At 73.6% G+C, this 25,636-nt stretch carries 23 protein-coding genes; 14 read left to right on the top strand and 9 right to left on the bottom strand.

Features of this window, described 5'->3' with window-relative positions; genetic code table 11:
* The first annotated feature begins 281 nt into the window (after window positions 1–281).
* A complete protein-coding gene (locus ACFZCF_RS26430) occupies window positions 282–950 on the top strand; it encodes a response regulator (RefSeq protein WP_391289240.1) in 669 nt (222 codons plus the stop codon).
* 4 nt (window positions 951–954) lie between these two features.
* Here the strand turns inward: ACFZCF_RS26430 and ACFZCF_RS26435 are convergent, their stop codons facing one another.
* Window positions 955–1,863, bottom strand: a complete 909-nt coding sequence (locus ACFZCF_RS26435) for a LysR substrate-binding domain-containing protein (protein WP_391289243.1) — start codon at window positions 1,861–1,863, stop codon at window positions 955–957.
* 95 nt (window positions 1,864–1,958) lie between these two features.
* Between ACFZCF_RS26435 and ACFZCF_RS26440 the strand changes: the two genes are divergently transcribed.
* From ACFZCF_RS26440 to ACFZCF_RS26455, 4 genes are all read left to right on the top strand, one after another.
* Complete coding sequence (locus ACFZCF_RS26440; protein WP_388448505.1) at window positions 1,959–2,735, top strand: succinate dehydrogenase; 777 nt, start codon at window positions 1,959–1,961, stop codon at window positions 2,733–2,735.
* 2 nt (window positions 2,736–2,737) lie between these two features.
* Window positions 2,738–4,678 carry a fumarate reductase/succinate dehydrogenase flavoprotein subunit gene (locus tag ACFZCF_RS26445; RefSeq protein ID WP_391289245.1) on the top strand — a complete coding sequence of 647 codons (1,941 nt, stop codon included), beginning with the start codon at window positions 2,738–2,740 and terminating at the stop codon, window positions 4,676–4,678.
* Entirely contained in the window at window positions 4,675–5,418 is a 744-nt protein-coding gene (locus ACFZCF_RS26450; RefSeq protein WP_388448509.1) for a succinate dehydrogenase/fumarate reductase iron-sulfur subunit, read from the top strand. The genes ACFZCF_RS26445 and ACFZCF_RS26450 overlap by 4 nt, the downstream gene beginning before the upstream one ends.
* 80 nt (window positions 5,419–5,498) lie before the next feature.
* The gene (locus ACFZCF_RS26455) at window positions 5,499–6,179 is read left to right on the top strand and encodes a DUF5701 family protein (protein ID WP_391289247.1); all 681 of its coding nucleotides are present in this window, start codon (window positions 5,499–5,501) and stop codon (window positions 6,177–6,179) included.
* Between the two features lie 78 nt (window positions 6,180–6,257).
* Here ACFZCF_RS26455 and ACFZCF_RS26460 read toward each other — a convergent pair whose 3' ends face one another.
* Complete coding sequence (locus ACFZCF_RS26460; RefSeq protein ID WP_391289249.1) at window positions 6,258–7,340, bottom strand: FUSC family protein; 1,083 nt, start codon at window positions 7,338–7,340, stop codon at window positions 6,258–6,260.
* 179 nt (window positions 7,341–7,519) lie between these two features.
* On the opposite strand from ACFZCF_RS26460, the gene ACFZCF_RS26465 reads away from it, so the two are divergent.
* The 3 genes from ACFZCF_RS26465 to zwf are packed head-to-tail and all read left to right on the top strand — an operon-like array spanning window position 7,520 to window position 11,398.
* Entirely contained in the window at window positions 7,520–8,431 is a 912-nt protein-coding gene (locus tag ACFZCF_RS26465; protein ID WP_391289251.1) for an aldose 1-epimerase family protein, read from the top strand.
* A gap of 49 nt (window positions 8,432–8,480) precedes the next feature.
* Window positions 8,481–9,917 carry a sugar porter family MFS transporter gene (locus ACFZCF_RS26470; protein WP_388448517.1) on the top strand — a complete coding sequence of 479 codons (1,437 nt, stop codon included), beginning with the start codon at window positions 8,481–8,483 and terminating at the stop codon, window positions 9,915–9,917.
* Between the two features lie 41 nt (window positions 9,918–9,958).
* Window positions 9,959–11,398: a glucose-6-phosphate dehydrogenase gene (gene zwf / locus ACFZCF_RS26475; RefSeq protein WP_391289253.1), complete on the top strand. Its 1,440-nt coding sequence runs from the start codon at window positions 9,959–9,961 to the stop codon at window positions 11,396–11,398.
* Window positions 11,399–11,486: 88 nt separating this feature from the next.
* Here the strand turns inward: zwf and ACFZCF_RS26480 are convergent, their stop codons facing one another.
* Window positions 11,487–13,907, bottom strand: coding sequence for an ATP-binding cassette domain-containing protein (locus ACFZCF_RS26480; RefSeq protein ID WP_391289255.1), 2,421 nt, complete (start codon window positions 13,905–13,907; stop codon window positions 11,487–11,489).
* 9 nt (window positions 13,908–13,916) lie between these two features.
* Window positions 13,917–14,972: an MsnO8 family LLM class oxidoreductase gene (locus tag ACFZCF_RS26485; protein WP_391289257.1), complete on the bottom strand. Its 1,056-nt coding sequence runs from the start codon at window positions 14,970–14,972 to the stop codon at window positions 13,917–13,919.
* Window positions 14,973–15,061: 89 nt separating this feature from the next.
* Here ACFZCF_RS26485 and ACFZCF_RS26490 point away from each other — a divergent pair, with 89 nt between their 5' ends.
* Window positions 15,062–15,550, top strand: a complete 489-nt coding sequence (locus tag ACFZCF_RS26490; protein WP_391289259.1) for a hypothetical protein — start codon at window positions 15,062–15,064, stop codon at window positions 15,548–15,550.
* A 93-nt stretch (window positions 15,551–15,643) separates the two neighbouring features.
* Here ACFZCF_RS26490 and ACFZCF_RS26495 read toward each other — a convergent pair whose 3' ends face one another.
* Window positions 15,644–15,859 carry a dodecin gene (locus ACFZCF_RS26495; protein ID WP_388448527.1) on the bottom strand — a complete coding sequence of 72 codons (216 nt, stop codon included), beginning with the start codon at window positions 15,857–15,859 and terminating at the stop codon, window positions 15,644–15,646.
* Window positions 15,860–16,151: 292 nt separating this feature from the next.
* Between ACFZCF_RS26495 and ACFZCF_RS26500 the strand changes: the two genes are divergently transcribed.
* The 3 genes from ACFZCF_RS26500 to ACFZCF_RS26510 all read left to right on the top strand — a co-directional run bounded on the left by ACFZCF_RS26500 (window position 16,152) and on the right by ACFZCF_RS26510 (window position 19,604).
* Window positions 16,152–17,402 (top strand): extracellular solute-binding protein, encoded by a 1,251-nt coding sequence (locus tag ACFZCF_RS26500; RefSeq protein ID WP_391289261.1) that lies wholly within the window; start codon window positions 16,152–16,154, stop codon window positions 17,400–17,402.
* A gap of 421 nt (window positions 17,403–17,823) precedes the next feature.
* Window positions 17,824–18,675 carry a GNAT family N-acyltransferase gene (locus ACFZCF_RS26505; RefSeq protein WP_391289263.1) on the top strand — a complete coding sequence of 284 codons (852 nt, stop codon included), beginning with the start codon at window positions 17,824–17,826 and terminating at the stop codon, window positions 18,673–18,675.
* A complete protein-coding gene (locus ACFZCF_RS26510; RefSeq protein WP_391289265.1) occupies window positions 18,672–19,604 on the top strand; it encodes a 1-acyl-sn-glycerol-3-phosphate acyltransferase in 933 nt (310 codons plus the stop codon). The genes ACFZCF_RS26505 and ACFZCF_RS26510 overlap by 4 nt, the downstream gene beginning before the upstream one ends.
* Here the strand turns inward: ACFZCF_RS26510 and egtD are convergent.
* The 4 genes from egtD to egtA are packed head-to-tail and all read right to left on the bottom strand — an operon-like array spanning window position 19,499 to window position 23,863.
* Window positions 19,499–20,464: an L-histidine N(alpha)-methyltransferase gene (gene egtD / locus ACFZCF_RS26515; RefSeq protein WP_388448535.1), complete on the bottom strand. Its 966-nt coding sequence runs from the start codon at window positions 20,462–20,464 to the stop codon at window positions 19,499–19,501. The genes ACFZCF_RS26510 and egtD overlap by 106 nt on opposite strands.
* Window positions 20,461–21,213, bottom strand: a complete 753-nt coding sequence (egtC, locus tag ACFZCF_RS26520; protein ID WP_391289267.1) for an ergothioneine biosynthesis protein EgtC — start codon at window positions 21,211–21,213, stop codon at window positions 20,461–20,463. The genes egtD and egtC overlap by 4 nt, the downstream gene beginning before the upstream one ends.
* Window positions 21,213–22,604, bottom strand: coding sequence for an ergothioneine biosynthesis protein EgtB (gene egtB, locus ACFZCF_RS26525; protein ID WP_391289269.1), 1,392 nt, complete (start codon window positions 22,602–22,604; stop codon window positions 21,213–21,215). Before egtB ends, egtC begins: the two co-directional genes overlap by 1 nt.
* Complete coding sequence (egtA, locus tag ACFZCF_RS26530) at window positions 22,601–23,863, bottom strand: ergothioneine biosynthesis glutamate--cysteine ligase EgtA (RefSeq protein ID WP_391289271.1); 1,263 nt, start codon at window positions 23,861–23,863, stop codon at window positions 22,601–22,603. The genes egtB and egtA overlap by 4 nt, the downstream gene beginning before the upstream one ends.
* Window positions 23,864–24,332: 469 nt before the next feature.
* Between egtA and ACFZCF_RS26535 the strand changes: the two genes are divergently transcribed.
* Both ACFZCF_RS26535 and ACFZCF_RS26540 read left to right on the top strand, forming a co-directional pair.
* Window positions 24,333–25,175, top strand: a complete 843-nt coding sequence (locus ACFZCF_RS26535; RefSeq protein ID WP_391289273.1) for a TIGR02452 family protein — start codon at window positions 24,333–24,335, stop codon at window positions 25,173–25,175.
* Between the two features lie 103 nt (window positions 25,176–25,278).
* Window positions 25,279–25,449, top strand: a complete 171-nt coding sequence (locus tag ACFZCF_RS26540) for a hypothetical protein (protein WP_388448545.1) — start codon at window positions 25,279–25,281, stop codon at window positions 25,447–25,449.
* The last annotated feature ends 187 nt before the right edge of the window (window positions 25,450–25,636 follow it).

Here is a 25,636-nt window from a genome sequence, read left to right on the forward strand (position 1 = left end):
ACCCCCGCGCGTGCGCAAGGCCCGGCTCCCGGGACCGACCCCGCTCCCGCTTCCGGGACCGGGCCCGTTCCTCTTCCGGCAGACGCCCCCGCTCCCGACGCCGGACCCACTCCCGCAGTCGCCTCGGCTTCCGGCGCCGTGGCCGTTCCTCTTCCCGCGGACGCCCCCGCTTCCGCCGCCGGACCCGCTCCTCTTCCCGCGGACGGGCCCGCGCCGGTCGCGGAGCCCGTATCCGCCGCCCGGCCCGTCCCGCGGCCGGCCCCGACCCCTGGACACGAGCGATGACCTCCGCCGTACGACCGCCCGCCCGGATCCTCCTCGTCGACGACCACGCGCTGGTACGGCGCGGGGTGCGGCTCATCCTCGACGGGGAGCCGGACCTGGAGGTCGTCGCGGAGGCGGGGGATGGGGCCGAGGCGGTCGCCGCCGCGCGGGCGGACGACGGGCTCGACCTCGCCGTCCTGGACATCGCGATGCCCCGGATGACCGGGCTCCAGGCGGCGCGCGAACTCGCCCGGCTGCGGCCCGGACTGCGGATCCTGATGCTGACGATGTACGACAACGAGGAGTACTTCTTCGAGGCGCTGCGGGCCGGCGCCAACGGGTACGTGCCGAAGTCCGTCGCCGACCGGGACCTCGTCGAGGCCTGCCGGTCGGCGCTGCGCGACGAACCGTTCATCTACCCGGGCGCGGAGACCGCGCTGATCCGCAGCTACCTCGACCGCGTGCGCTCCGGCGCGGGGCTGCCCGAGAGGCCGGTGACCGAGCGCGAGGAGGAGATCCTGAAACTGGTCGCCGAGGGCCACACCTCGAAGGAGATCGGCGACCTGCTCTTCATCAGCCCGAAGACGGTGGAGCGGCACCGCGCCAACATCCTCCAGAAGCTCGGGCTGCGCGACCGCCTCGAACTGACCCGGTACGCCATCCGGGCCGGGCTCATCGAACCCTGACCCCCTACGGCGCGGCGTCCGGCCCCGCCTTGCCGCGCCGCGACGCCATGAGCAGCTTCTGGAGCTCGCGGGCGGCTCGCGGCGGGGCGACGTCGCTGCGGTGGGCCAGGGCGATCGTGCGGCGCAGACCGGGCCGGGCGAGCGCGGTGACGCGCAGGTCGCGGCCGGCCCGGGCGGCGACCATCGCGGGGACGACCGCGAGTCCGAGCCCGGCCCGTACGAAGCCGAGGACCGCGTCGAGTTCGCCGCCCTCGACGGTGAACGTGGGCTCGAAGCCGGCCGCCCGGCACGCCCCGACGGTCAGCTCCCGCAGGTCGTACCCGTGCCGGAACATGACGAGCGGCTGATCGCGCAGGTCGGTGATCCGCACCGGCCGGCGCGGCGGCGGCGCGGAGGCCGACGAGACCACCACCAGGTCCTCGCGCAGCAGCTCCACCGTCGTCAGCGCCGGCGACGGCGAGGGCAGGGGCAGCACGACGAGCGCCAGGTCGAGGGAGCCCCGGGCCAGCGCCCGCACCAGGTCGTGCGAGCCGCTCTCCTCGATGAGCAGCTCGATCCCCGGGTGCAGGTCGTGGAAGGCGCGCAGGACGTCGGGGAGCAGGCCGGTGCAGAGGCTGGGCGTGGCACCGAGGCGGACCCGGCCTCGCTTGAGCTGGGCGAGCTCCTGGACCTCGTGGCGGGCGGTCTCGGTGTCGGCGAGGATCCGGCGGGCCAGCGGGAGGAGGGCCTCGCCGGCGTCGGTCAGCGCGATGTTCCCCCGGGCCCGGCTGAAGAGCTCCGCGCCCAGCTCCTGCTCCAGCGCCTTGATCTGCTGGGACAGGGAGGGTTGGGAGACGTGGACGCGCTCGGCGGCCCGGGTGAAGTGGCGGGTCTCGGCGACGGCCACGAAGTAGAGGAGCTGCTGGAACTGCATGGCCCCAGCCTAGGGCACACGCATAGGTTCAGCCTATGGATATCAGCCGGACCATGTCTTGGACCTCTCGGGTCCTCCGGCCCTAGCGTCGAGCCATGGCTCTGGCACCCAGCAAGGACACGGCGGCCGCGCGGGGCACGGCCGCGAAGGGCTCGGCGTCCGCCCGCGACGCCGCCCCCGCCCGCCCGCCGTCCCGCACCCCCACCCGAGGCTTCTGGTCGTCGACCCTCGGCAAGAAGACCGTCATGGCCGCGAGCGGCCTGATCATGCTCGCCTACCTCGTCGCGCACGTCGCCGGAAACCTCAAGGTCTTCTTCGGCCCCGAGGAGTTCAACGGCTACGCGCACTGGCTGCGGGTGATGGGCGCCCCCGTCCTGCACCACGAGTGGGGTCTGTGGCTCGCCCGGATCGTGCTCCTCGCCGCCGTCGGCGCGCACGCCGTCTCCGCGTACCAGCTCAGCCGCCGCGACATCAAGGCCCGCCCCACCCGGTACGCCCGCCGACGCAAGGGCGCCTCTTACGCCACCCGCACCATGCGCTGGGGCGGGATCATCCTCGGCCTCTTCATCGTGTGGCACGTCCTCGACCTCACCACCGGGACCGTCCACCCCGGCGGCTTCGAGGAGGGCAGGCCCTACCAGAACGTCATCGACACCTTCTCCACCTGGTACGGCAACACGATCTACATCGTCGCCATGCTCGCCGTCGGCCTCCACGTCCGGCACGGCTTCTGGAGCGCCGCCCAGACCCTCGGCGTCGGCAACGCCCGGCGCGAACGCGCCCTGCGCCTCACGGCGAACCTCCTCGCGCTCGTCCTGACCGCGGGATTCATCGCCGTCCCCGTCGGCGTCATGACCGGAGTGGTGAACTGACCATGAGCTACCTCGACTTCCGCACCGGCGAGCCGATCGCCGACACCAAGGCCCCGGCCGGCCCCATCGCCGAACGGTGGGACACCCGCCGCTTCCAGGCGAAACTGGTCAACCCCGCCAACCGGCGCAAGCACCGGATCATCGTCGTCGGCACCGGCCTCGCCGGCGGATCCGCCGGCGCCACCCTCGCCGAACAGGGCTACCACGTCGTCCAGTTCTGCTTCCAGGACTCGCCCCGCCGCGCCCACTCCATCGCCGCCCAGGGCGGCATCAACGCCGCCAAGAACTACCGCAACGACGGCGACTCCGTCCACCGCCTCTTCTACGACACCGTCAAGGGCGGCGACTTCCGCGCCCGGGAGTCCAACGTCCACCGGCTGGCGCAGATCTCCGTCGAGATCATCGACCAGTGCGTCGCCCAGGGCGTCCCCTTCGCCCGCGAGTACGGCGGCCTCCTCGACACCCGCTCCTTCGGCGGCGTCCAGGTCTCCCGCACCTTCTACGCCCGCGGCCAGACCGGCCAGCAGCTCCTCCTCGGCGCCTACCAGGCGCTCTCCCGGCAGATCGACGCCGGCAACGTCGAGATGCACGCCCGCACCGAGATGCTCGACCTGATCGTCGTCGACGGCCGGGCCCGCGGCATCGTCGCCCGCGACCTGATCACCGGCGAGATCTCCACCCACTACGCGGACGCCGTCGTCCTCGCCACCGGCGGCTACGGCAACGTCTTCTACCTGTCGACGAACGCGATGAACTCCAACGCCACCGCCGTCTGGCGGGCCCACCGGCGCGGCGCGTACTTCGCCAACCCCTGCTTCACCCAGATCCACCCCACCTGCATCCCGCGCACCGGCGACCACCAGTCGAAGCTGACCCTGATGAGCGAGTCGCTCCGCAACGACGGCCGCATCTGGGTCCCGAAGGCCAAGGGCGACACCCGGCCCGCCGCCGAGATCCCCGAGGACGAGCGCGACTACTACCTGGAACGGATCTACCCCTCCTTCGGCAACCTCGTCCCCCGCGACATCGCCTCCCGCGCCGCGAAGAACGTCTGCGACGAGGGCAGGGGAGTGGGCCCCGGCGGCCAGGGCGTCTACCTGGACTTCGCCGACGCCATCGCCCGGATGGGACGCAAGGCCGTCGAGGCCAAGTACGGCAACCTCTTCGACATGTACGAGCGGATCACGGCGGAGAACCCGTACGAGGTCCCCATGCGGATCTACCCGGCCGTCCACTACACGATGGGCGGACTCTGGGTCGACTACGACCTCCAGACCACCGTCCCCGGCCTCTTCGCCATCGGCGAGGCCAACTTCTCCGACCACGGAGCCAACCGGCTCGGCGCCTCCGCCCTCATGCAGGGCCTCGCCGACGGCTACTTCGTCCTGCCGGCCACCATCAACGACTACCTCGCCCGCCACCCGCGGGCCGAGCCCGTCACCGACGAACACCCCGCCGTCCGCGAGGCACTGGCCGAGACCGAGGACCGGCTCGCCCTCCTCCTCTCCGTCGACGGCGACCGCACCCCCGACTCCTTCCACCGCGAACTCGGCGAGGTCATGTGGGAGTTCTGCGGCATGGCCCGAAGCGAAGAAGGGCTGCGCACCGCGCTGCGCCGGATCCCCGAGATCCGCGAGGAGTTCTGGCGCCGCATCAAGGTCCCCGGCACCGGCGCGGAGCTCAACCAGTCGCTGGAGAAGGCCAACCGGATCGTCGACTACCTCGAACTCGCCGAGCTGATGTGCCTCGACGCCCTCGACCGCGCCGAGTCCTGCGGCGGCCACTTCCGCGAGGAGTCCCAGACCCCGGACGGCGAAGCCGCCCGCCGCGACGAGGAGTTCGCGTACGCCGCCGCATGGGAGTTCACCGGCGGCGCCCCCGTCCTCCACAAGGAGGACCTCGCCTTCGAGTACGTCCACCCCACCCAGCGGAGCTACGCATGAAGCTCAACCTGCGCGTCTGGCGCCAGAAGAACCCCGGCGCCGAAGGCGCCATGGTCACCTACGAGGTGGACGGCGTCTCCCCCGACATGTCCTTCCTGGAGATGCTCGACACCCTCAACGAGGACCTCATCCTGCGCGGCGAGGACCCCGTCGCCTTCGACCACGACTGCCGCGAGGGCATCTGCGGCGCCTGCAGCCTCGTCATCGACGGCGCCGCCCACGGCCCCGAGCGCACCACCACCTGCCAGCTCCACATGCGCTCCTTCCGCGACGGCGACACCATCGACGTCGAACCCTGGCGGGCCTCCGCCTTCCCCGTCGTCAAGGACCTCGTCGTCGACCGCACCGCCTTCGACCGGATCATCCAGGCCGGCGGATACGTCACCGCGCCCACCGGCTCCGCGCCCGAGGCCCACGCCACCGCCGTCCCCAAGGCGGACGCCGACCTCGCCTTCGAGCACGCCGAGTGCATCGGCTGCGGCGCCTGCGTCGCCGCCTGCCCGAACGGCTCGGCGATGCTCTTCACCTCCGCCAAGGTCAACCACCTCAACGTGCTGCCGCAGGGCGCCCCGGAACGCGAGACCCGGGTCCTCGACATGGTCGCCCAGATGGACGCCGAGGGCTTCGGCGGCTGCACCCTCACCGGCGAATGCGCCACCGCCTGCCCCAAGGGCATCCCGCTGCCCTCGATCGCGGCCATGAACAGGGAGTGGCTGCGGGCCCGGCGCAAGGTGAGGTGAGAAAGTTCCTCGCCGCCGGGAACAAAGCGCCGGCCCGGGCCGTTCTTCCCGGGCCGACGCCATCCCGACCGAGGAGAACCTTGCCCGACGCGCAGCGCACCGCCCCGACCGCCGACGCCCCCACCAGCACCTTCCCGCTGCCCCCGCTCGCCGACCAGGCCGAGCGGCTCATCGAGCTCGGGGTCCCCGCGCTCACCGGCGTCGACGCCGGCGACCTGCGGGCGTACGCCGAGAAGGCCGCCGCCGACGCCCCGGCCGGCTCCCTGCTGGCCGTCCACCCGGACGCCGCGCCCGCCTCGGTCCTCGCCCCGCTGCTCAGGCTCGCGGACAAGCCCGGATTCGTCGTGGTCGACATGGAGGACGTCGACTCCTTCGCCCCGCAGGGCGTGGAGCTCCCCGGCGGCCCCTTCTACCTGGTCCACGACCTGGACCGCGGCGACCACATGGGCAACTGGTCGCCCGACGAGGCGCTTCCGGCCCTCACCGCCGCCGGACGCACCCCGCTGCTCCTCACCGAGGGCATCCACTGGCTGCTCCAGCGCCCCGAGGTACTGGAGCGCAACAAGTGCTTCATGACCATCGGTTCGCGCCTCCGCAAGCCCAACGGCTCCTTCGACGCCCGCACTCCGGCCATCTGGATCAGCAACGGCACCGGCCGCGACGGCAAGGAGCGCAAGGGCGCGCCCAAGGTCGGCTGGTGCTGGTGGAACAACCGCCACACCTGGCTCGGCTTCGGCTCCACCACCGGCCGCAACGGCTAGGGACCCACTCCCGGCCCCCGCCGACCGGACGAGGAGGACGCGGCCGGAGCCGCGCAGGACGGCCACCTCCCCGCAGGGTCACCCGTAGAGGGAACCGAGCGGAGCGTCCGGGGCGTGCTCCCGCACGGCCCGCTCCGCGTCCGTCATGGGCACGCCGGCGACGACGAGCAGGTCGCGCACCGCGAGCCCCACCGCGAGCCGCTCCGCCGCGTGGTGCGCCCCCGGCTCCGCCGGGAAGCGCGCCGCCACGGCGAGCGCGGACCGTACGCAGCGGCGGCGCGCGGGCGCGGCGGGCTCCGTCGCCGCGTACGCCTCCAGCACATCGGCCAGGGCGTCGATGGCGGCGTCGAGCGGCCCCTCGGTCTCGGGAGCGGACTCGGCGGCCAGCCGGACCAGGAGCAGGCAGCTGTTGCCCAGCATCCCGAGCCGGAGCGCGGCCCTGCTCATCGCCTGGACCGAGCTCCGGTGCACGCGCCAGCGAGGAGTACGCCGGGCGACGCCCACCATGTCGGTGCGGGCCTGGTCCACGTCGTGGAGGAGCTGGGACAGGGCGCGCGATTCGGCGGGCAGCAGCTCCTCGGGATCGTTGCCGTGGACCTGGCTTCCGAGCCGCAGCAGCCCGGCCAGTCTCCGGAGGGCGGCGGTCTCCGCCCCGCGCAGCAGCTTCAGCGGGTGGACGGGGAAGAGCATCTGGCTGAAGAGCAGCGCGACGGCGGCCCCCACCAGCACGTCCTGGACGCGCTCGGCTCCCGCAGGCCGCCCGGACGCGACGGCGATCACCGCGCTCACCCCGGCCTGCGCCATGGTCACCCGCTCCCCGTCGAGCGCGAGCGCGGCCAACAGGGCGACCAGTACCGCGCACCCCACGGCCACCGCCCCCGCCGCATGACCCAACGCCATGTACGCGGCCTGACCGATCAGCACTCCGCACACCACCCCGAGCACCACCCGCACGGCGTTGGTGCCGCGGCCCCCGAGCTGGGTGTTGAGCGCCACCAGGGTGGCGATCGGCGCGAAGAGGGGCACGTGGTGGTCGAAGAGGAGACGGGCGACCCACCAGGACAGACCGCACGCCACCGCCTGCTGCGCCACCGGCCACAACTGGCCGCGCGTCCGCTGCCACGTCCCGGCGAGGATCTTCTTCCCCGGCCCCTCTCCCACCGAACGCCTCACCTCCGTGACCCCGCTGTCCGTCGCGGACGGGCTCGGAACCGAAACCTTCCTCGTGCGCACCCCGGTGCGCACCGGGCCGGAGCCAGACGGAGCAAGACGATCACCCGACCCGCCGTCACCCGACTCCGACCGGTACGGCTCCCCTGGCGGGGGGTACCCCTCACGCCATGCTCACAGACACGACGGGGGAGCAGTTCCGGCTGACGGCGGGCGGCTACGAGGCGACCATCACGGAAGCGGGCGCGGGCCTGCGGGAGCTCAGCCACCTGGGGGAGCCGCTCGTGCTCTCGTACGGTCCCGACGAGCCGGCGCCGGCGGCGTTCGGCCAGCTGCTGATCCCCTGGCCCAACCGCGTCGACCACGGCCGTTACACCTTCGAGGGCACGGAGTACCAGCTCGACCTCTCGGAGCCCGAGCTGGACTGCGCGATCCACGGTCTGGTCCGGTGGGCGCCCTGGCGCCCCGTCGCGTACGAGCCGCAGAGCCTCACCCTCACCTACGGCCTGCACGGGTCGACGGGCTACCCGTTCCGCCTCGACCTCGGCGTCACCTACACCCTGGACGCCGACTCGGGCCTCACCGTCCGGGTCTCGGCCCGCAACGCCGGGACCCGCCCCGCCCCCTACGCCCACGGCGCGCACCCCTATCTGACGGTCGGCGAGCCCCTCGACGCGTGCGTGCTCACGCTTCCGGGCCGCCGCTACCAGCCGGTCGACGAGCGGATGATCCCCTCCGGTCCACCGGTCGGCGTCGCGGGCACGGCGTACGACTTCACCACCGCGCGCCGCCTGGGCGACCAGACCGTCGACGTGGCCTTCACCGACCTCGCCCGCGACGCGGACGGCCGCGCCTGGGCCCTCCTTCGGGGGTCGCGCCGCGGCGTCCGCTTCTGGCTGGACGAGGCCCAGCCGTGGCTGGAGGTCTACACCGCGGACCGGGTGCCGGCCGCGTCACGGCGCCGGGGGCTCGGCGTGGAGCCGATGACGGGACCCCCGAACGCGCTGGCCGGCGGCACCGACCTGATCCGACTGGCGCCACAGGACTCGTACACGGGCAGTTGGGGCATCGTCCACGGCTGACGCGGCTCGACCGACCTCTCCCAACGGCACGGAGCGTAAGGACAACGACATGGTGCAGGGCTTTTCCCGGGAGCCGGGAACGCACGGGCCGGTGGCGGCGGCGTCCCCCGCCGGCACCCGGAAGATCACCTGGTGGGCCACCGTGATCGCCGTGGGCGGCTTCCTGTTCGGCTTCGACACCGGCGTGGTCTCCGGGGCGCTGCTCTACATCCGGGACGACTTCGACCTGAACTCCTTCCAACAGGGCAGCGTGGTCAGCGTCCTCCTCATCGGCTCCGTCGTCGGCGCCATGGGCGCGGGCAAGCTGGCCGACCGCTGGGGACGGCGCCGCCTGCTCGGCGCGGCGGGCGCGGTCTTCCTCCTCGGGACGGCCGTGGCGGTGTTCGCCACCGGGTACGGGATGCTGCTCGCGGCCCGGATCGTGCTGGGCCTGGCCGTCGGCACCGCCTCCGCGCTGGTGCCGGTCTACCTGTCGGAGATCTCGCCGACGCAGATCCGCGGCCGGCTGCTGACGATGAACCAGCTGATGATCACCGTCGGCATCCTCGTCGCCTACCTGGTGAACCTCGCGTTCGCCTCCGGCGGCGACTGGCGCGCGATGTTCGCCTGCGGCGCGGTCCCCGCGCTGGTGCTGGTGGTGGCGGGACGGCTGCTGCCCGAGTCGCCCCAGTGGCTGATCGAGCACGGGCGGCCCGACGAGGCGCGGAGGGTGATCGCCTCGGTGTCCGACCAGGCGACGGCGGACCGGCTCGTCGAGCGGGTCCAGCGGCGCATCGCGGAGGAGGGCGCCAAGGCCTCCTCGTCCGCCGGCGGCCGGAACCTGTGGGCGCCCGACGTCCGCCCCGCTCTGGTCCTCGGCCTGACGCTGGCCGCGGTGCAGCAGTTCGGCGGCATCAACACGATCATCTACTACGCCCCGACGATCATCGAGCAGACCGGTCTGAGCGCCTCGAACTCGATCTTCTACTCGGTGGCGATCGGCGCCATCAACCTGGTCATGACGCTGGTCGCGATCAAGCTGGTGGACCGGATCGGCCGCAGGCCGATGGTGCTGGTCTCGCTGGCGGTGATGGCGGTCTCGGTCTTCCTGCTGGGCCTGGCGTTCGTCGCGGACCTCTCCTCGGGCCTCACGCTGCTGTTCATGGTCGTCTACATCGCGGCCTTCGCCGGCGGACTGGGTCCGGTCTTCTGGACGCTGATCGGGGAGATCTTCCCGCCGTCCGTGCGGGCCGAGGGCTCCAGCGCCTCCACGGCCGTCAACTGGGTCTCCAACTTCATCGTCAGCCTCGCCTTCCTGCCGCTGGCCAACGCGCTGGGACAGGGAGAGACCTTCTGGATCTTCGCCGGCATCTGCGCGCTGGCCTTCGTCTTCGTGACGCGCTTCCTGCCGGAGACCCGTGGCCGGGGCCCGGAGGAGATCGAGAGCGACCTGAACCGCCGCTTCGGCCGGGAACCGGACGCCCCGAAGACGACCCGCACCCACTGAACACCGCCCCAGGGCGGCCCGACACCGAGGAACGCGTACCCATGACCGAAACCGCCCTGCCCCCCACCCGGCTGGAACCCTCGGACGCCCTGGTGCTGTACGGCATCTCCGGCGACCTCGCCCGCAAGATGCTGCTGCCCGCGCTCTACCAGCTCACCGCCGCGGGCCGGCTGGACGTGCCGGTGATCGGGGTGGCCGCGGCGGACTGGGACGACGAGGCGCTGCGCGCCAAGGCCCGCGAGGCCGTCGCCGCCACCGGCACGGTCGTCGACGAACAGGTCTTCGCCCGCTTCGCCGCCGGCCTGTCCATCGTCACCGGCGACCTCGCCGACGACGCCACCTTCGAGAAGCTGCGGGACGCCGTCTCCGGCTTCGGGTTCGTCACCCACTACCTGGCGATCCCGCCGAGCCTGTTCACCACCGTCGCCGCCGCGCTCGCGCGGGCGGGCCTGAACCGGGACGCGCGCCTCGTCGTCGAGAAGCCCTTCGGCCACGACGCGGAGTCGGCCCGAGCCCTCCAGGCGGACCTCGGCCGGCACTTCGACGACGCCCACCTGCTGAGGGTCGACCACTTCCTCGGCAACGCGGCGGTGGAGTCCCTCATGGTGGCACGCTTCGCGAACACCCTCCTGGCGCCGATCTGGCACCGCTCCTACGTCGACAACGTGCAGATCAGCCTCGCCGAGGACTTCGACGTCGCCGACCGCGGCTCCTTCTACGACGCGGTCGGCTGCCTCCGCGACGTGGTGCAGAACCACATGCTCCAAGTGCTCGCCCTCCTGGCGATGGACCCGCCGAGCACGGCGAACCCGGCCGCGCAGGGCCTGGAGAAATGGCGGGTCCTGCACGCCGTGAGGTCGATGGACCCGGCGACGACCGTACGCGGCCAGTACCGCGGCTACCTCAACGTCGCCGGCGTCAAACCGGACTCCACCACCGAGACCTACTTCGCCACCACCCTCTACGTCGACAACTGGCGCTGGGCGGGCGTCCCCTTCCACCTGCGCAGCGGCAAGTCCCTGGCGGTGTCGGCCACCGAGGTGGTCGTCGAACTGCGCCGACCGCCCCTGGAGCTCTTCCGCGGCCACGACCACCAGGCACCCCCGAACCTGGTCCGGTTCCGCATCGACGGCGACACCGGAATCCGGGCGGACCTGCTGGTCCGCAAGGGCGAGGACGGAGCCGACCCCCTCCAGGTCCCGATCGGGGTGGAGTACGGACGGCTCTTCGGCCGCCTCGAACAGCCCTACGAGACCATCCTCGCCGGTGCCGTCGGCGGCGACGCGGAACCGTTCGCCTTCTATCCGGCCATCCTGGAGTGCTGGCGCATCGTGGAGCCCGTCCTCGACCCCGGGAACCGGCCGCTGCCGTACGAACCGGGCAGCTGGGGACCGGCCCCGGCGGACCACCTCCCCGGCCCCTCCGGCTGGCATCCCCTCGGGCCGACCCTCTTCCCCTCCCGGGACCCGACGAGCGCCTGACCGGACGACGGGGGCCGGGCCTCCTCGGGTGCCGAGCCCGGAACCACTCGCACGGGCCGGCGAACCGCCCGGGAATCCCCGAGCGGAGTCACCGGCCCGTGCGAGTGGTGATCCCCAGGGCCCGGGCCAGATAGGGCGCGGTGCGACTGTCCGCCGAGCGCGCCACCCGGGCCGGGGGACCCTCGGCGACGATCCGGCCGCCGGCCTCGCCGCCGCCCGGGCCGAGGTCGATCACCCAGTCCGCTCCGGCCGCCACGTCCATGTCGTGCTCGACGACGACCACCGTGTGCCCCCCGTCCACGAGACCGCGCAACTGCCGCACCAGCACCTCGACATCGGCCGGGTGCAGCCCCGTGGTCGGCTCGTCCAGGACGTACAGGGTGTGGGCGCGGCGCGGGCGCTGGAGCTCGGCGGCCAGCTTGATGCGCTGCGCCTCACCGCCGGAGAGCTCGGTGGCGGGCTGTCCGAGCCGCAGGTACCCGAGGCCGACGTCGAGGAGGGTGGTCAGGCTCCGGGCCGCCGCCGGGACGTCCGCGAAGAAGGCCGCCGCCGACTCCACGGTCAGGTCCAGGACTTCGGCGATCGTCAGGCCGCGCAGCCGCACCCGCAGGGTCTCCGGGTTGTAGCGGGCCCCGCGGCAGTCGGGGCAGGGCGCGTACGTGCTCGGCAGGAACAGCAGCTCCACCGAGACGAACCCCTCGCCCTGGCAGGTCTCGCAGCGGCCGCCCGGCACGTTGAAGGAGAAGCGCCCCACCTTGTAGCCGCGGACCCTCGCCTCCTCGGTCTCCGCGAACAGCTTGCGCACCACGTCGAAGAGACCGGTGTAGGTGGCCAGGTTCGAGCGCGGGGTGCGCCCGATCGGCCGCTGATCGACCGTCACCGTCCGTCCCCCCTCCGCGGTTTCCTCGGTGAGCGCCCCGACGAGGGTGGACTTCCCGGAGCCGGACACGCCGGTGACGGCGGTGAGGGCGCCCCGGGGGAAGGCGGCCTCCACCCCGCGCAGGTTGTGCCGGTCGACGGGGCCGGTGCGCAGCCACCGCTCGGGGGCGAGCGCGGGCCGTTCCGGCACCGGGGACCGGTCGAAGAGGAAACGGCGGGTGGCCGACTCCTCGACGTGTGCGAGGAGTTCGGGCGGTCCGCTGTGCAGCACCCGGCCGCCGTGCTCCCCGGCGCGCGGGCCGACGTCGACGAGCCAGTCGGCGTGCCGGACCACGTCCAGGTGGTGCTCGACCACGAAGACCGTGTTGCCGGCTGCCTTCAGCCGGTCGAGGACCACGAGGAGCGCCTCGGTGTCGGCGGGGTGCAGACCGGCGGACGGCTCGTCGAGCACGTACACGACGCCGAAGAGCCCGGCGCGGAGCTGGGTGGCGAGCCGCAGCCGCTGGAGCTCCCCGCTGGAGAGGGTGGGGGTGGTGCGGTCCAGGGAGAGGTAGCCGAGACCGAGTTCGGTGACGGTGGCGATCCGGGCGAGCAGGTCGCCGGCGAGGACGCGGGCGGTCTCCGGGCCGGCGGACGTGCCCGTGGGCGTGCCGTCGGGCGTGGTGACGTGGCCGTCCGCGGCGGCGGCCGGGGCCAGCACCTCCGCGAGGGCCGTCAACGGCAGCGCCGCCAGTTCGGCGATGGTCCGGCCCGCGAAGGTGACGGCCAGCGCCTCGGGGCGCAGCCGGCTCCCGCCGCACACCGGGCACGGCGCGCTGGTGAGGAAGCGTTCCGCCTTGGCCCGCAGCGCCGGGCTCTTCGACTCGGAGTAGGTCCGCAGGACGAGCCGGCGGGCGCCGGTGTACGTGCCCTGGTACGGCCGCTGGATCCGGCCCGCCTCACGGACCGGATGGACCGTGACGACCGGCTGCTCGTCGGTGAAGAGGATCCACTCCCGGTCCTTCGGGTCCAGCTCGCGCCACGGCCGGTCGACGTCGTACCCCAGGGCGGCGAGGACGTCGCGCAGATTCTTGCCCTGCCAGGCGCCCGGCCAGGACGCGACGGCGCCCTCCCGGATGGACAGGCCCGGGTCCGGGACCAGCAGTTCCTCGCTCGTCTCGTGGATCCGTCCGAGCCCGTGGCAGGACGGGCACGCGCCCGCGGCCGTGTTGGGGGAGAAGGCGTCGGAGTCGAGCCGGGGCGCCCCGGCCGGGTAGTCGCCGGCGCGGGAGTAGAGCATCCGCAGCGAGTTCGACAGGGTCGTGACCGTGCCGACGGAGGAGCGGGCGCTGGGCGCGCCGCGCCGCTGCTCCAGGGAGACCGCCGGGGGAAGCCCGGTGATCTCCCCGACCTTCGGGGCGCCCACCTGGTGGATGAGCCGGCGGGCGTACGGCGCGACGGACTCGAAGTAGCGGCGCTGGGCCTCCGCGTAGATCGTCCCGAAGGCGAGCGAGGACTTCCCGGAGCCGGAGACCCCGGTGAAGACGGTCAGGGAGTCGCGGGGGATGTCGACGTCCACGGCCCGGAGGTTGTGCTCGCGGGCGCCGCGGACACGGACGTAGGGGTCGGGGGCGGTGACGGGATCCAGCATTCGGAGATTTTATCCAATATTCGTTTCTCGGGAGGTATCGGGCCTCCGGTCCGTCCGCGGCGTCAGCCCCGCCGCCCGGGCCAGCCCGCGGTACGAGTGGAGCAGTGCCTCCCGGTCGTACGTGCTCGTCGTCACCAGGACCTCGTCCGCCCCCGTCTCCCGCACGGCCTCCGCGAGCCCCTCGGCCACCTGCTGCTCGGTGCCGTGCAGATGGCCGGCGAGCCCGTCCTCGTACAGCCCGCGCTGGCGCTCCGTCATCGGGAGCCGTTCGATCCGCTCCGGCGGCGCGAGCGGCGGGAAGTCGCCCCGGGTGCGGGAGTACGCCATGCCCCAGGCCTCGGGGACGAGCAGCCGGCGCGCCTCCGCCTCCGTCGGGGCGACGGCGATCGTGCCGGAGACGACGACGTACGGCTCCGAGGCCCACGCCGACGGCCGGAAGGCGGCCCGGTACGCGTCCACGGCGGACATCAGCCGGTCGCGGCGGCGCAGGTCCCCGACGACCAGCGGCAGCCCCGCCTCCGCCGCGATCCGGGCGCCCGCGCCGGTCGCCAGGACGAACGGCGGGACCCGCAGCCCCTCCGCCGGGCGGGCGTGGACACCGGGATGGGCCGACTGGGTGCCGGTGAACCACCCGAGCAGCTCCTCGATCCGCTCCGGGAAGGACTCCGCCTCCTCCTTGTCGTGCCCGAGGGCGCGCCGGACGCCGTCGGTGAAGCCCACAGAGCGGCCGAGGCCCATGTCGATCCGGTCCGGGAAGAGCGAGGCCAGCACGCCGAACTGTTCGGCCACCACCAGGGGCCGGTGGTTGGGCAGCATCACCCCTCCGGTGCCCACCCGGATGGCCGAGGTGGCGGCGGCGACGGCCGCGGCGAGCACGGTCGGCGCCGAGCCCGCGACACCGGGCACGCCGTGGTGCTCGGAGACCCAGAAGCGGTGGTAGCCGAGCGCCTCCACCTCGCGGGCGAGCCGCACCGTGTCGCGCAGGGCCTGCGAGGGGGCCTCGCCCTCACGCGTGCGGGAGCGGTCGAGGACCGAGAGGGGGAAGCCCGGGGGGAGAGTGCTCATGAGGATTCCAACGCGCGCGTGCCGCCGGTGTTCCCGTCGGCCGCCCGTCGCGCGCGGCGGTTGTCGGTCCCGGCTCCTACGCTGGGCCCGTGACAGGAGACTCCCGGCCGCTGGCCGTCTTCGACCTCGACAACACACTGGCGGACACCGCCCACCGGCAGCACTTCCTGGAGCGCAGGCCGCGGGACTGGGACGCGTTCTTCGCGGCGGCACCCGACGACCCGCCGCTGGTGGAGGGCGTGGTGCTGTGCCGGTCGACGGCCGAGGAGTGCGAGGTGGTGTACCTGACCGGGCGTCCGGAGCGCTGTCGGCGGGACACCCTGGAGTGGCTGGCCGCGCAGGGGCTGCCCGAGGGGCCGCTGCACATGCGGCGGCACCGCGACTTCCGGCCGGCGCGGGTCACCAAGGTGGAGATCCTGCGGCGGCTCTCCGCCGACCGGGAGGTGCGGATGCTCGTCGACGACGACGGGCTGGTCTGCGACGCCGCCGACGCGGCGGGCTTCCCGGTCGTCCGCGCCCACTGGGCGACCCCCTCGGAGGAGCTGAAGGAGGCCCAGGAGCGCGAGGGCAGAACCTGACCCCGCCTGCGGGCCCGTCCGCGGGCGCGCCCGTCGGTGCGGGCCGCGGCGGGAGCGGGCGGGAGTCGGTGGCTCGGCTCGGTGAGAGCGCCGTCAGGCGTCCTCGTCCAGTCGGAAGCCGACCTTGAGGCCGACCTGGTAGTGCTCGATCCGCCCGTCGACCAGGTGCCCGCGGACCTGCGTGACCTCGAACCAGTCGAGGCCCCGGAGCGTCTGCGAGGCGCGTTCGATGCCGTTGCGGATGGCCTGGTCGACGCCCTCGGTGGAGGTGCCGACGATCTCGGTGACGCGGTAGGTGTGGTTCGACATGGGGGCCGGATCCTCTCGGTGCCCGCGGTTGGGTCCACTCCACCGTGCCCCAGCGCGCGGAACCCCGCGACACGACGAGGGGGGCGGTCCTGCCCCCTTCGCCCGTACCCGGGGGTAACCGTTCCGTATGCCCGCCCGATCCGGGAACGAGGTGGTCAAGGACTTGACCACCTCGGTTGGTCCAGACCAGAATCCTGGCCACATACCCGCGCGAACATCCCGTTCGGTCCCCCCACACGTCGGGTCAGCCGCCCATGTCGCACCACCGTGTGCTGAACCGAAGGTGACCTCCGTGAAGAACCGCTTCCTCGCATGCCCGCTGGCTGCCGCCACCGCACTCGCCCTCGCGGGCTGCGGGCTGTTGCCGGGCTCCGGGGGCGAGACCCGGACGGTCGACATATGGCTCATGCGGGACAGCGTCAGCGAGGACTTCCTGAACCGCTTCACCCAGGCGTACGAGGACGAGCACGACGACGTCGAACTCAACGTCACCATCCAGGAATGGACCGGCATCGGCAAGAAGGTCACCGAGGCCATCGAGGGCGGCGGCGGACCCGACCTCATCGAGGTCGGCAACACGCAGGTCGCCCAGTACGCCGACACCGACCGGCTCTTCGACCTCACCCTGGAGTCCGTCCGCGACCTCGGCAGCGAGGACTGGCTGCCCGGCCTCGCCGAGCCCGGCAGCGTCGGCGGCTCCCAGTACGGCATCCCCTGGTACGCCGCCAACCGCATCGTCATCTACAACAAGGACCTCTTCGCGGAGGCCGGCGTCACCGAGCCGCCCGCCACGCGCGCGGAGTGGCTCGACGTCACCGAGAAGCTGAACCGCCAGGGCTCCCAGGGCATCTACCTGGCCGGCCAGGACTGGTACACGCTCGCCGGCTTCATCTGGGACGAGGGCGGCGAACTGGCCGTCGACGAGGGCGGCGTGTGGACCGGCACCCTCGACAGACCCGAGGCGCTGCGCGGCATGGCGTTCTACAAGGACCTCCAGTCCCTCGGCTCGGGTCCGAAGAACGCCGACGAGCAGAACCCGCCGCAGGCCGAGGTCTTCGCCCGCGGCGACGTCGCCCAGATCGTCGCCGTGCCCAGCGCCGTGTCCGCCATCCTCAAGGCCGACCCCGGCCTCAAGGACAAGCTCGGCTACTTCCCCGTCCCCGGCAAGAAGGCCGGCACCCCCGGCGCCGTCTTCACCGGCGGCTCCGACCTGATCATCCCGGAGAACGCCCCCGACCGCACCGCCGCCCTCGAAGTCGTCAAGGCGCTGGCGGGGGAGAAGTGGCAGACGGAACTCGCCCGCGCCATGGGCTACGTGCCCAACAAGAAGAGCCTCGCCTCCGTCGTCTCCGGGCAGGAGGCCACCGCCGCCATGGCCGCCGGCGCCGCCAACGGACGCGCCACCCCCAACTCCCCGCAGTGGGCCAGCGTCGAGGCCGACAACCCCATCAAGCCCTTCATGACGGCCGTCCTGGAGGGCGAGGACGCCAAGAAGGCGGCCCGGAAGGCCTCCGAGGCCATCACGGAGACGCTGTCGGAGTAGGGCACACCACGGCCCTGGCGGAGGGAGCCGGGGGAGAGCGGCGGGGGATTCGGGGGATTCCGGGAAGAGGGGCGGGGCGCGGGGGCGGGGCGTCGGGCCGACCGGGGAGAGCGTGGGGCGAGAAGGGCCTCCGACCGGGTGCCGGGTGCCGCCTGCCGCCTGCCGGATGCCGCGCGCGCCGGGGCCTGGCCGGGAGCGGTCGGGGCATCCGCCGGGCGGTCGACGGGGCTCGTCCCTGGCGGTGGTCGCTCCGGTCCGGCGTCGGGCGGGGCGCGCCGCGGAGCATTCAGCCTTCCCACACCCGCGATCCCCCGGCCGGTCATGTCGAATCCAGCCGGCGGCGGAAGAAACGAGGGGCCGGGCCGCACCGCTCGCGGACCGGCGACGCCCCTGTACCTTCCGTACGCCGGAGGAGACCGCCATGACCGCCCTCTCGCACCTGCTCGCCGACGCCACCGCCCCCGCCGTCCCCGTGCCGTCGGGCATCCAGCCCGTGGTGGCGCTGCCCGCCCAGCCCGCACGGACCGGCGGTCCCGAACCCGAACCCCGCTACCTGGTGGGGCTCGCCCGCGACCAGGACGACGTCCGCGCCGCCCAGCGCCTGCGCCACCAGGTCTTCGCGGGCGAGATGGGCGCCCGCCTCGACGGGCCCGAGCCGGGCCTCGACACCGACGCCTTCGACGCCTACTGCGACCACCTGCTCGTCCGCGAGGAGTCCACGGGCGAAGTGGTCGGCACCTACCGGATCCTGCCGCCCGAGCGGGCGGCCGTGGCCGGCCGGCTCTACTCCGAGAGCGAGTTCGACCTCGGCCGCCTCGCGCCCGTCCGGCACGACCTCGTCGAGGTGGGCCGCTCCTGCGTCCACCCCGCACACCGCAACGGCGCCGTCATCGCCCTCATCTGGGCCGGCCTCGCCCGCTACATGACCCGCACCGGCCACGAGTGGCTCGCCGGCTGCTGCTCGATCCCGCTCGCCGACGGGGGCGCGCTCGCCGCCGCCACCTGGGACACCGTCAAGGCGAAGCACCTCGCCCCCGAGGAGTACTGGGTCACGCCGCACAAGCTGTGGAACTCCGACGGCGTCCGCCGCCCCGAGGGCCGCACCGAACTGCCCCCGCTCCTGCGCGGGTACCTCCGGCTCGGCGCCTGGGTCTGCGGGGCTCCGGCGTACGACCCGGACTTCGGCGTCGCCGACCTGTACGTGCTGCTCTCGCTGCGCCGGACCAACCCGCGCTACCTGCGCCACTTCCTGTCGCTCGTCCCGGCCTCGTGAACCGCGCCGCTCCGGCCCCGTCGCCGTGGCTCCCGACGGCGCCCTGCACCCCGGGCCGCCACTGCGCGGCCCACCCGGATCCCGTGCCGAGCGCCCGGGCCGCCTTCCGGCCCGCTCCCGCCGTGCTCGCCTGCGCCCGCCTCGCGGCGGGCCTCGCGGCCGTCCTCCTCGGCGTGGTCCTCCTGCCGGTGGTGGGCCCGCTGCCCGCCGCCGCGCGGTACGCCCTCGTGCGGCTCTGGACACGGGCGGTCGTCCGCGCCTTCGGGGTCCGGCTGACCGTCACCGGCGTCCTCCCAGGCTCCGGGCGGCCCGCGCTCGTGGTCGCCAACCACGTCTCCTGGCTGGACGTCCCGGTCGTCGCCGCCGTCCTGCCAGGGCGGATGATCGCCAAGCGGGAGGTGCGCGGCTGGCCGGTGCTCGGCCCGCTCGCCGCCCTGGGCGGCACGCTCTTCATCGACCGCGACGGGCTGCGCCGGCTGCCCGGCACCGTGCGCGAGGTAGCAGGGGCGCTGGCCGGCGGCGGCCGGGTGATCGTCTTCCCGGAAGGTTCCACGTGGTGCGGCCGGGACGGCGGGCGGTTCCGTCCGGCGCTCTTCCAGGCCGCTGTGGATACGGGATCCGATATCCAGCCGGTCCGCATCGGCTATCGGCCCGAGGGGGCGGCGTACGTGGGGGAGGACCCGCTGGGCGCCTCGTTGTGGCGGGTCGTGCGGACCCCCGGACTCACCGTGGAGATCCGGATACTGGATCCGATATCCGCAATCCAGTATCCGGACCGTCGGCTTCTCGCCGCCGCCGCCCAGCAGGCCGTCCTGCCGGCTCCCTACCGGGCCGTCGCCAGCGACAGCGCGAAGCGGCCCTCCGTGTCGGTCCACCAGCGCGTGAGCTCGAACCCGGCCTCGGCCAACTCCGCCCGCACGCCCTCCTGACGGAACTTCGCCGACACCTCGGTCCGCAGCTCCTCGCCCTTCTCGAACTCCACCATCAGGTCGAGCTCGGGGATCTTCACGGTCAGCGCGTGCCGGGCGCGCAGCCGCATCTCGATCCACTCCCGCTCCCGGTCCCACCGGGCCACGTGGTCGAAGTCGTCCGGATCCGCGTCGGCGCCCAGCTCCCGGTCGAGCACGGCCAGCACGTTCTTGTTGAACTCCGCCGTCACCCCGGCCGCGTCGTCGTACGCGGCCACCAGGGTCGACTCGTCCTTCACCAGGTCCGTGCCGAGCAGGAAACCGTCACCCGGCGCCGTCATCTCCCGGACCGAGCGCAGGAACGTCCTCCGCTCCTCCGGCAGCAGATTGCCGATCGTCCCGCCGAGGAAGGCCACGAGCCGGGGCCCGGGCGTCTCCGGCAGCACGACGCTCCGGGTGAAGTCGGCGATCAGCGCGTGCACGCGCAGCTCGGGACGGTCGGCGAGCAGCGCCTCCGCCGCCCCGGTCAGCGCGGACTCGCTGACGTCCACCGGCACGTACGCGGCCAGCTCCGGCAGCAGCGCGTCGATCAGGAACCGGGTCTTCTCCGAGGAACCGGAGCCCAGCTCCACGAGCGTCCTGGCCCCCGTCACCGCCGCGATCTCCGGCGCCCGGGCGATCAGGATCTCGCGCTCCGCCCGCGTCGGGTAGTACTCGGGCAGCCGGGTGATCTCCTCGAACAGCTCACTGCCGCGCGCGTCGTAGAACCACTTCGGCGGCAACTCCTTGGGCGTGCGGGTCAGCCCGTGCAGCACGTCGGCGCGCAGATCCGCGGCGGCCGCGTCCGGGGCGAGGGTGCGGGTCAGCTGGAACGTGCTCACGCGGTCGACTCCTTGAGCGGAATGAGGGTGACGTCGGAAGGGCGGGCGGTGACGAGCGTGTGCTCGGGCACCTCCTGCCACAGCGGATCGTCGTCGTAGGGTTCGGAGGCCACGACCACCCGGCCGGGGCCCGACAGGTACCACAGGCTGTTGTTCCAGGCCGTGGCCGCGATCTGCTCGCCGTCGGTGAGCAGCAGGTTCAGACGCGCCTCCGGCACCGCCTCGGAGGCCGCCGCCACCGTCCCGGCCAGCGCGTCCCCGGGACTCTGCCCGGCCCGGAGCCGGTGCAGGACCAGCGCCCACAACAGCGCCGAGTCGGTGCGCGCCTCCAGATCGAGCAGCTCGGCCGCCGTCAGCGTCGACGCCAGCGGCGTCAGCGTCCCCGGCCAGCCCGGCACCGCGCCGTTGTGGCTGAACAGCCAGCGCCCCGAGGCGAGCGGCGCGGCCGCCGCCTCACCGTCCGCGCCGGGCAGCGTCGCCCCGCGGACCGCGCCGAGGAACGCCCCGCTGCGCACCACCCGGGCGAGGTCGGTGAAGGACAGGTCGCCCCAGATGGGCCCGGTGCGCCGGTACCGCGCCGGCACCGGATCCCCGTCCGCGTACCAGCCGACGCCGAAGCCGTCCGCGTTGACCACGCCGCTGCTCTGCGTCCGGGGCGCCCACGCCTGGCGCAGCAGCGCGTGGGGCGGCCGGAGGATGAGTTCGCCGAGCGCCACCGGCTCGCCCAGGTAGGCGAGGTGACGGCACATCAGTCCAGCTCCGCGGAGCGGGCGGTGCGGAAGCCGGCGAAGATCTGCCGACGCACCGGGTAGTCCCAGTTGCGGAAGGTGCCGCGGCAGGCCACCGCGTCCACGGCGAACGAACCACCGCGCAGCACCTTGTGGTCGGGCCCGAAGAACACCTCCGAGTACTCCTTGTACGGGAACGCCCGGAAGCCCGGGTACGGCAGGAAGTCGCTCGCCGTCCACTCCCACACGTCACCGATCAGCTGCCGCACCCCGAGCGGCGAGGCGCCCGCCGGGTAGCTCCCGGCCCGGGCCGGCCGCAGATGCCGCTGGCCCAGGTTGGCGTGGTCAGGGCCCGGGTCGGCGTCGCCCCACGGGTAGCGGTGCGAGCGGCCGGTCACCGGGTCGTGCCGGGCCGCCTTCTCCCACTCCGCCTCCGTCGGCAGCCGACGCCCGGCCCAGCGGGCGTACGCGTCCGCCTCGTACCAGCTCACGTGGACCACGGGCTCGTCCTCCGGCACCGGCTCCGTCACGCCGAACCGGCGGCGCAGCCACTGGCCGTTCTCCTGCCGCCAGAACAGCGGGGCCACGATGCCGTGTTCGCGGATCTGCGCCCAGCCCTCGGGATGCCACCACCGGCGCTCGGTGTAGCCGCCGTCCGCCATGAACGCCAGATAGGCGCCGTTGGTGACCGGGACCGTGTCGATGTGGAAGGCGGCCACGGTGCGGACGTGCGCCGGACGCTCGTTGTCGAGGGCCCACGGCTCGTCCGAGGTTCCCATCGTGAACGGGCCGCCGGGGATCAGGACCTCCGCCGGAAGCGGCGTCGGGGGATGCGCCGGAGGCGGCGGGGCGTCCAGCGCGGCCGGCCCCTTCCGCAGCTGATGGGTGATCAGCATCGTCTCGTCGTGCTGCTGCTCGTGCTGGGCGATCATCCCGAAGGCGAATCCCTCGTCCAGCAGCGGACGCCCGTCGGGGCGCACCTCCGTCAGGACGTCGAGGACCCGGGTCCGGACGTCGGCGGCGTAGGCCCGCGCCTCGGACGGCCCGAGGAGCGGCAGCGACGGCCGCTCGGACCGGGGGTGCGCGAAGGCGTCGTACAGCGGGTCGATCTCGGGCCGCAGGGCGTCCCGGCCCGCCACCTCACGCCAGAGCCACTGCTCCTCCTGGTTCCCGATGTGCGCCAGGTCCCAGACGAGGGGGGACATCAACGGCGAGTGCTGCGCGGTGAGTTCACCGTCGTCCACGCTGTCGGTGAGCAGCGCGGTGCGCTCCCGGGCCGTGGTCAGCGCCTCCAGCGCCCGCTCCCGCAGCGCCTCAGGGCCGAGCTTCGCGCCCGTCGCCGCGGCCTCTGCCGGGCCCGTCGTCGTATCCGGCGTCGTATCCGTCGTGTTCGTATCGGCCGTGCTGGTCATGACGTCACCACCTGGAGCTCGTCGGCGGGGCAGCGCCCGGCGTCCACATACCGTTCCCGGAAGGCGTCGACGGCCTTCCGTACCTGCTCGCTCGCGCCGATCCGGTGGAGGGCGGGGCGGACCGCGGCGAAGACCTCGACCGCCACCGCGTGCAGCAGCGGATCGGCGAGGCCGTCCCTGGCGGCCCGCAGCCAGAGCGGGTTGCGGGGCGCCGGTTCCTTCCCGGCCACCTCCGCCAGCGGCAGTACCGCCCGGTACACCGCCTCGGACGCCGTCGCGTCCTCGAAGGCCGCGGCCGTCACGGCCACCGGCACCATCCAGCCGTCCGGGCCGGGCTGTGCGTCGATCATCCGCAGCTCCAGGTGCCCGCGCGGCCGGACCGGCGGGAAGAGCGTCGTCAGGTGGTAGCGCAGGTCGTCGGCGTCGGCCTGCCGGGGATCGCCGGTCCGCAGCCACTGGCGGAAGGTCAGCCCCTCCGGCACCAGCCACGGGCCCTCGCCCGCCGCCCGCACGCAGAGCACCGGCGTGTCCAGGACGTGCGCGGTCCACGCCTCGCGCGGGTCGCCGTCCGCCGGCGGGGCCAGCGCCCGCGTCGGGTCCAGGTCCGTCCACAGCGCCTGCCGGCTGGAGCGCCAGCCGGTCCGGCGCCCGCCGTGCAGCGGGGAGTTGGCGAAGACGGCCACGAGGACCGCGCCCAAGAGGTGTGCCAGCTCCCAGCGGCGCAGATGGCCGAGCGGACCCGGGTCCTCGTACCCGGCGTCCAGGCAGACCTGCACCGAGGCCGACTCGCACATCATCGCCCGGCCCGAGGGCCCGGTCCGGCCCAGGGCGAGCTCCATCGCGTCGTACCGGGGTTCGCGCAGCACCCGCTCGCGCGGTGCGTGCCAGGGGTCGACCCCGTATCCGCTCAGCGTCAGACCGAGCGGTCCGAGCGCCGCGCGCACCGCCGTCAGGTCGGAGGCGAGGGAGTCCATGCATTCCATGAGGGAACCGGCAGGGAGCGAGCTGAGCTCCAGCTGCCCGCCAGGTTCGAACGTGAGCGACGACACCAGGGGCAAGGACCGTACGGTGTCGAGCGCGGCCGCCAGACGGTGCGCGGGCACCGGCTCGCGAGGGTCGCCCAGATCGTGGACGAGCCATTCCAGCTCCGCCCCCACGGTCCGGGGCGGGCCGGTCTTGAAACATATACAGCGCAGCAGGTCCTCTGCCGCCTCCTCGGTGAGGGGCGGACCGCTGCGCGGAGTGACGCCGGGCGCCATCCGTGCACCTCCAAGTGCTGGTCGCGGAGCCGTTCGGCTAGCCGCTGCCTTCCACCTAATGCCACGCTCGGGCGGCGTGCAAGAGCGCGTCGGCGCCCCCGAGCGCGCCCCTTGCGCCCTTTGAGGCGTGCTGTGGCGGAGAGTCGGCGGGGAGTCGGGAATGACTCGAGAGTGAGTCGAGAAAGACTCGAGTGAGACTCAAGCGAGATTCGAGTGAGAGTCGAGGATGGATCGAGAGCGGATCGAGCGGAGGTCGAGAGGTGATCGAGTCGGGTTCGAGCCGTGGTCGATTCAGGGTCGAGCTGTGGTGGAGTGAGAGTCGAAAGAGGCTTGAAGAAGGCTTGAGAACGACTCGGGGATGCTTCGAGAGTGACTCCACGGGGACCGGGAGCGCTTCGGGGGACGGGGAAGCGAGGGCGAGCGTGAAAATCGTTTGTCCCGAACGCGGCGAAACGATCATCCTCGGGGCATGAGTGCACGACTGCGCGAGATCGCGCGGCAGACCGAGGCGATCGTCGCCGCGGCTTCCTACACCGCCCCGGACGGGCGGACCGTCTCCCTCCGCGAGGACCTCGCCGCCGCCCTGGCCGGAACTCGGCTGTACGGCCCCGAGCCGGTCCCCGTCACCCCCGCCACCGGCCGCGCCGGCCGCATAGAGGTCACCGACGAGAGCAGCCTCGCCGCCGCCCGCCGGATGACCGCCGCAGACCCGGCCGGGCCGGTCGCCGTCCTGAACTTCGCCTCCGCCCGCAACCCCGGCGGCGGCTACCTCAACGGAGCCCAGGCCCAGGAGGAGGCCCTCTGCCGCTGCTCCGCTCTCTACGCCACGCTGCTCCGCGCCCCCGCCTACTACGAGCACCACCGGAGCGAGCGCGACGCGCTCTACACCGACCGGGTGATCCACTCGCCCCGGGTCCCGGTCTTCCGCGACGACCGCGGCGCCCTGCTCGCCACCCCCTTCACCGTCGGCTTCCTGACCTCCCCGGCCCCCAACGCCGGCGTCGTCCGCCGCCAGGACCCGGCCCGGGCCCACCTGCTGCCGGCCGCCCTCGCCTCCCGCGCCGAGCGGGTCCTGGAGACGGCGGTCGCCGAGGGGTACCGCCGGATCGTCCTGGGCGCGTGGGGCTGCGGAGTCTTCCGCAACGACCCGGCCGAGGTGGCGGGCGCCTTCAAGGCGCTGCTGACCGGTGACGGACGGTTCGCCGGCCACTTCGACGAGATCGTCTTCGCGATCCTGGACCGCGCCTCGGGCACCCCGACCCTCGCCGCCTTCCACCGGATCTTGGATCCAGTCGCCCGATCCGCGCCGTAATGCGTGGCCCGTGCCCCCGTGCGAGCCTGGAAGGAGGCGGATGCGCTGCCGCTGCGCGGCGCGGCCGAGAGCCGTCGCAGGTCTTCGTACGGGAGGCACCATCGTGGGCAAGAAGCAGACCCGGGTGAACAAGGGCGCCCGCACGGGTGGTCACGAGCACCGCGAGACCCCGTCCGCCAAGGAGAAGGGCGGAACTCCGGCCATGAGCGAGGGCCCGCGCTCCGTCATCGAGCAGCCCTCCCACCGCAGGGAGCGCAAGTTCGGCCACAACTGATCCGACTCCACGCACCGAAGCGCGAGTTGGAGCGGCTTCGACGGCTTCGACGGCTTCGGCGGGACACGGGCCGGGGGGGGCCCCCCCCCCGGGGGGGGGCCCCCGCCCCGGGGCCCCCCCCCCCCGCCCCGCCCGCCCCGCCCCCCCCCCCCCCGCCGGGGGGGGGGGGGGGGGGTGAGTTGTTGGC

The organism is Streptomyces sp. NPDC007945 (genome assembly GCF_042958885.1).
Lineage (GTDB): Bacteria > Actinomycetota > Actinomycetes > Streptomycetales > Streptomycetaceae > Streptomyces.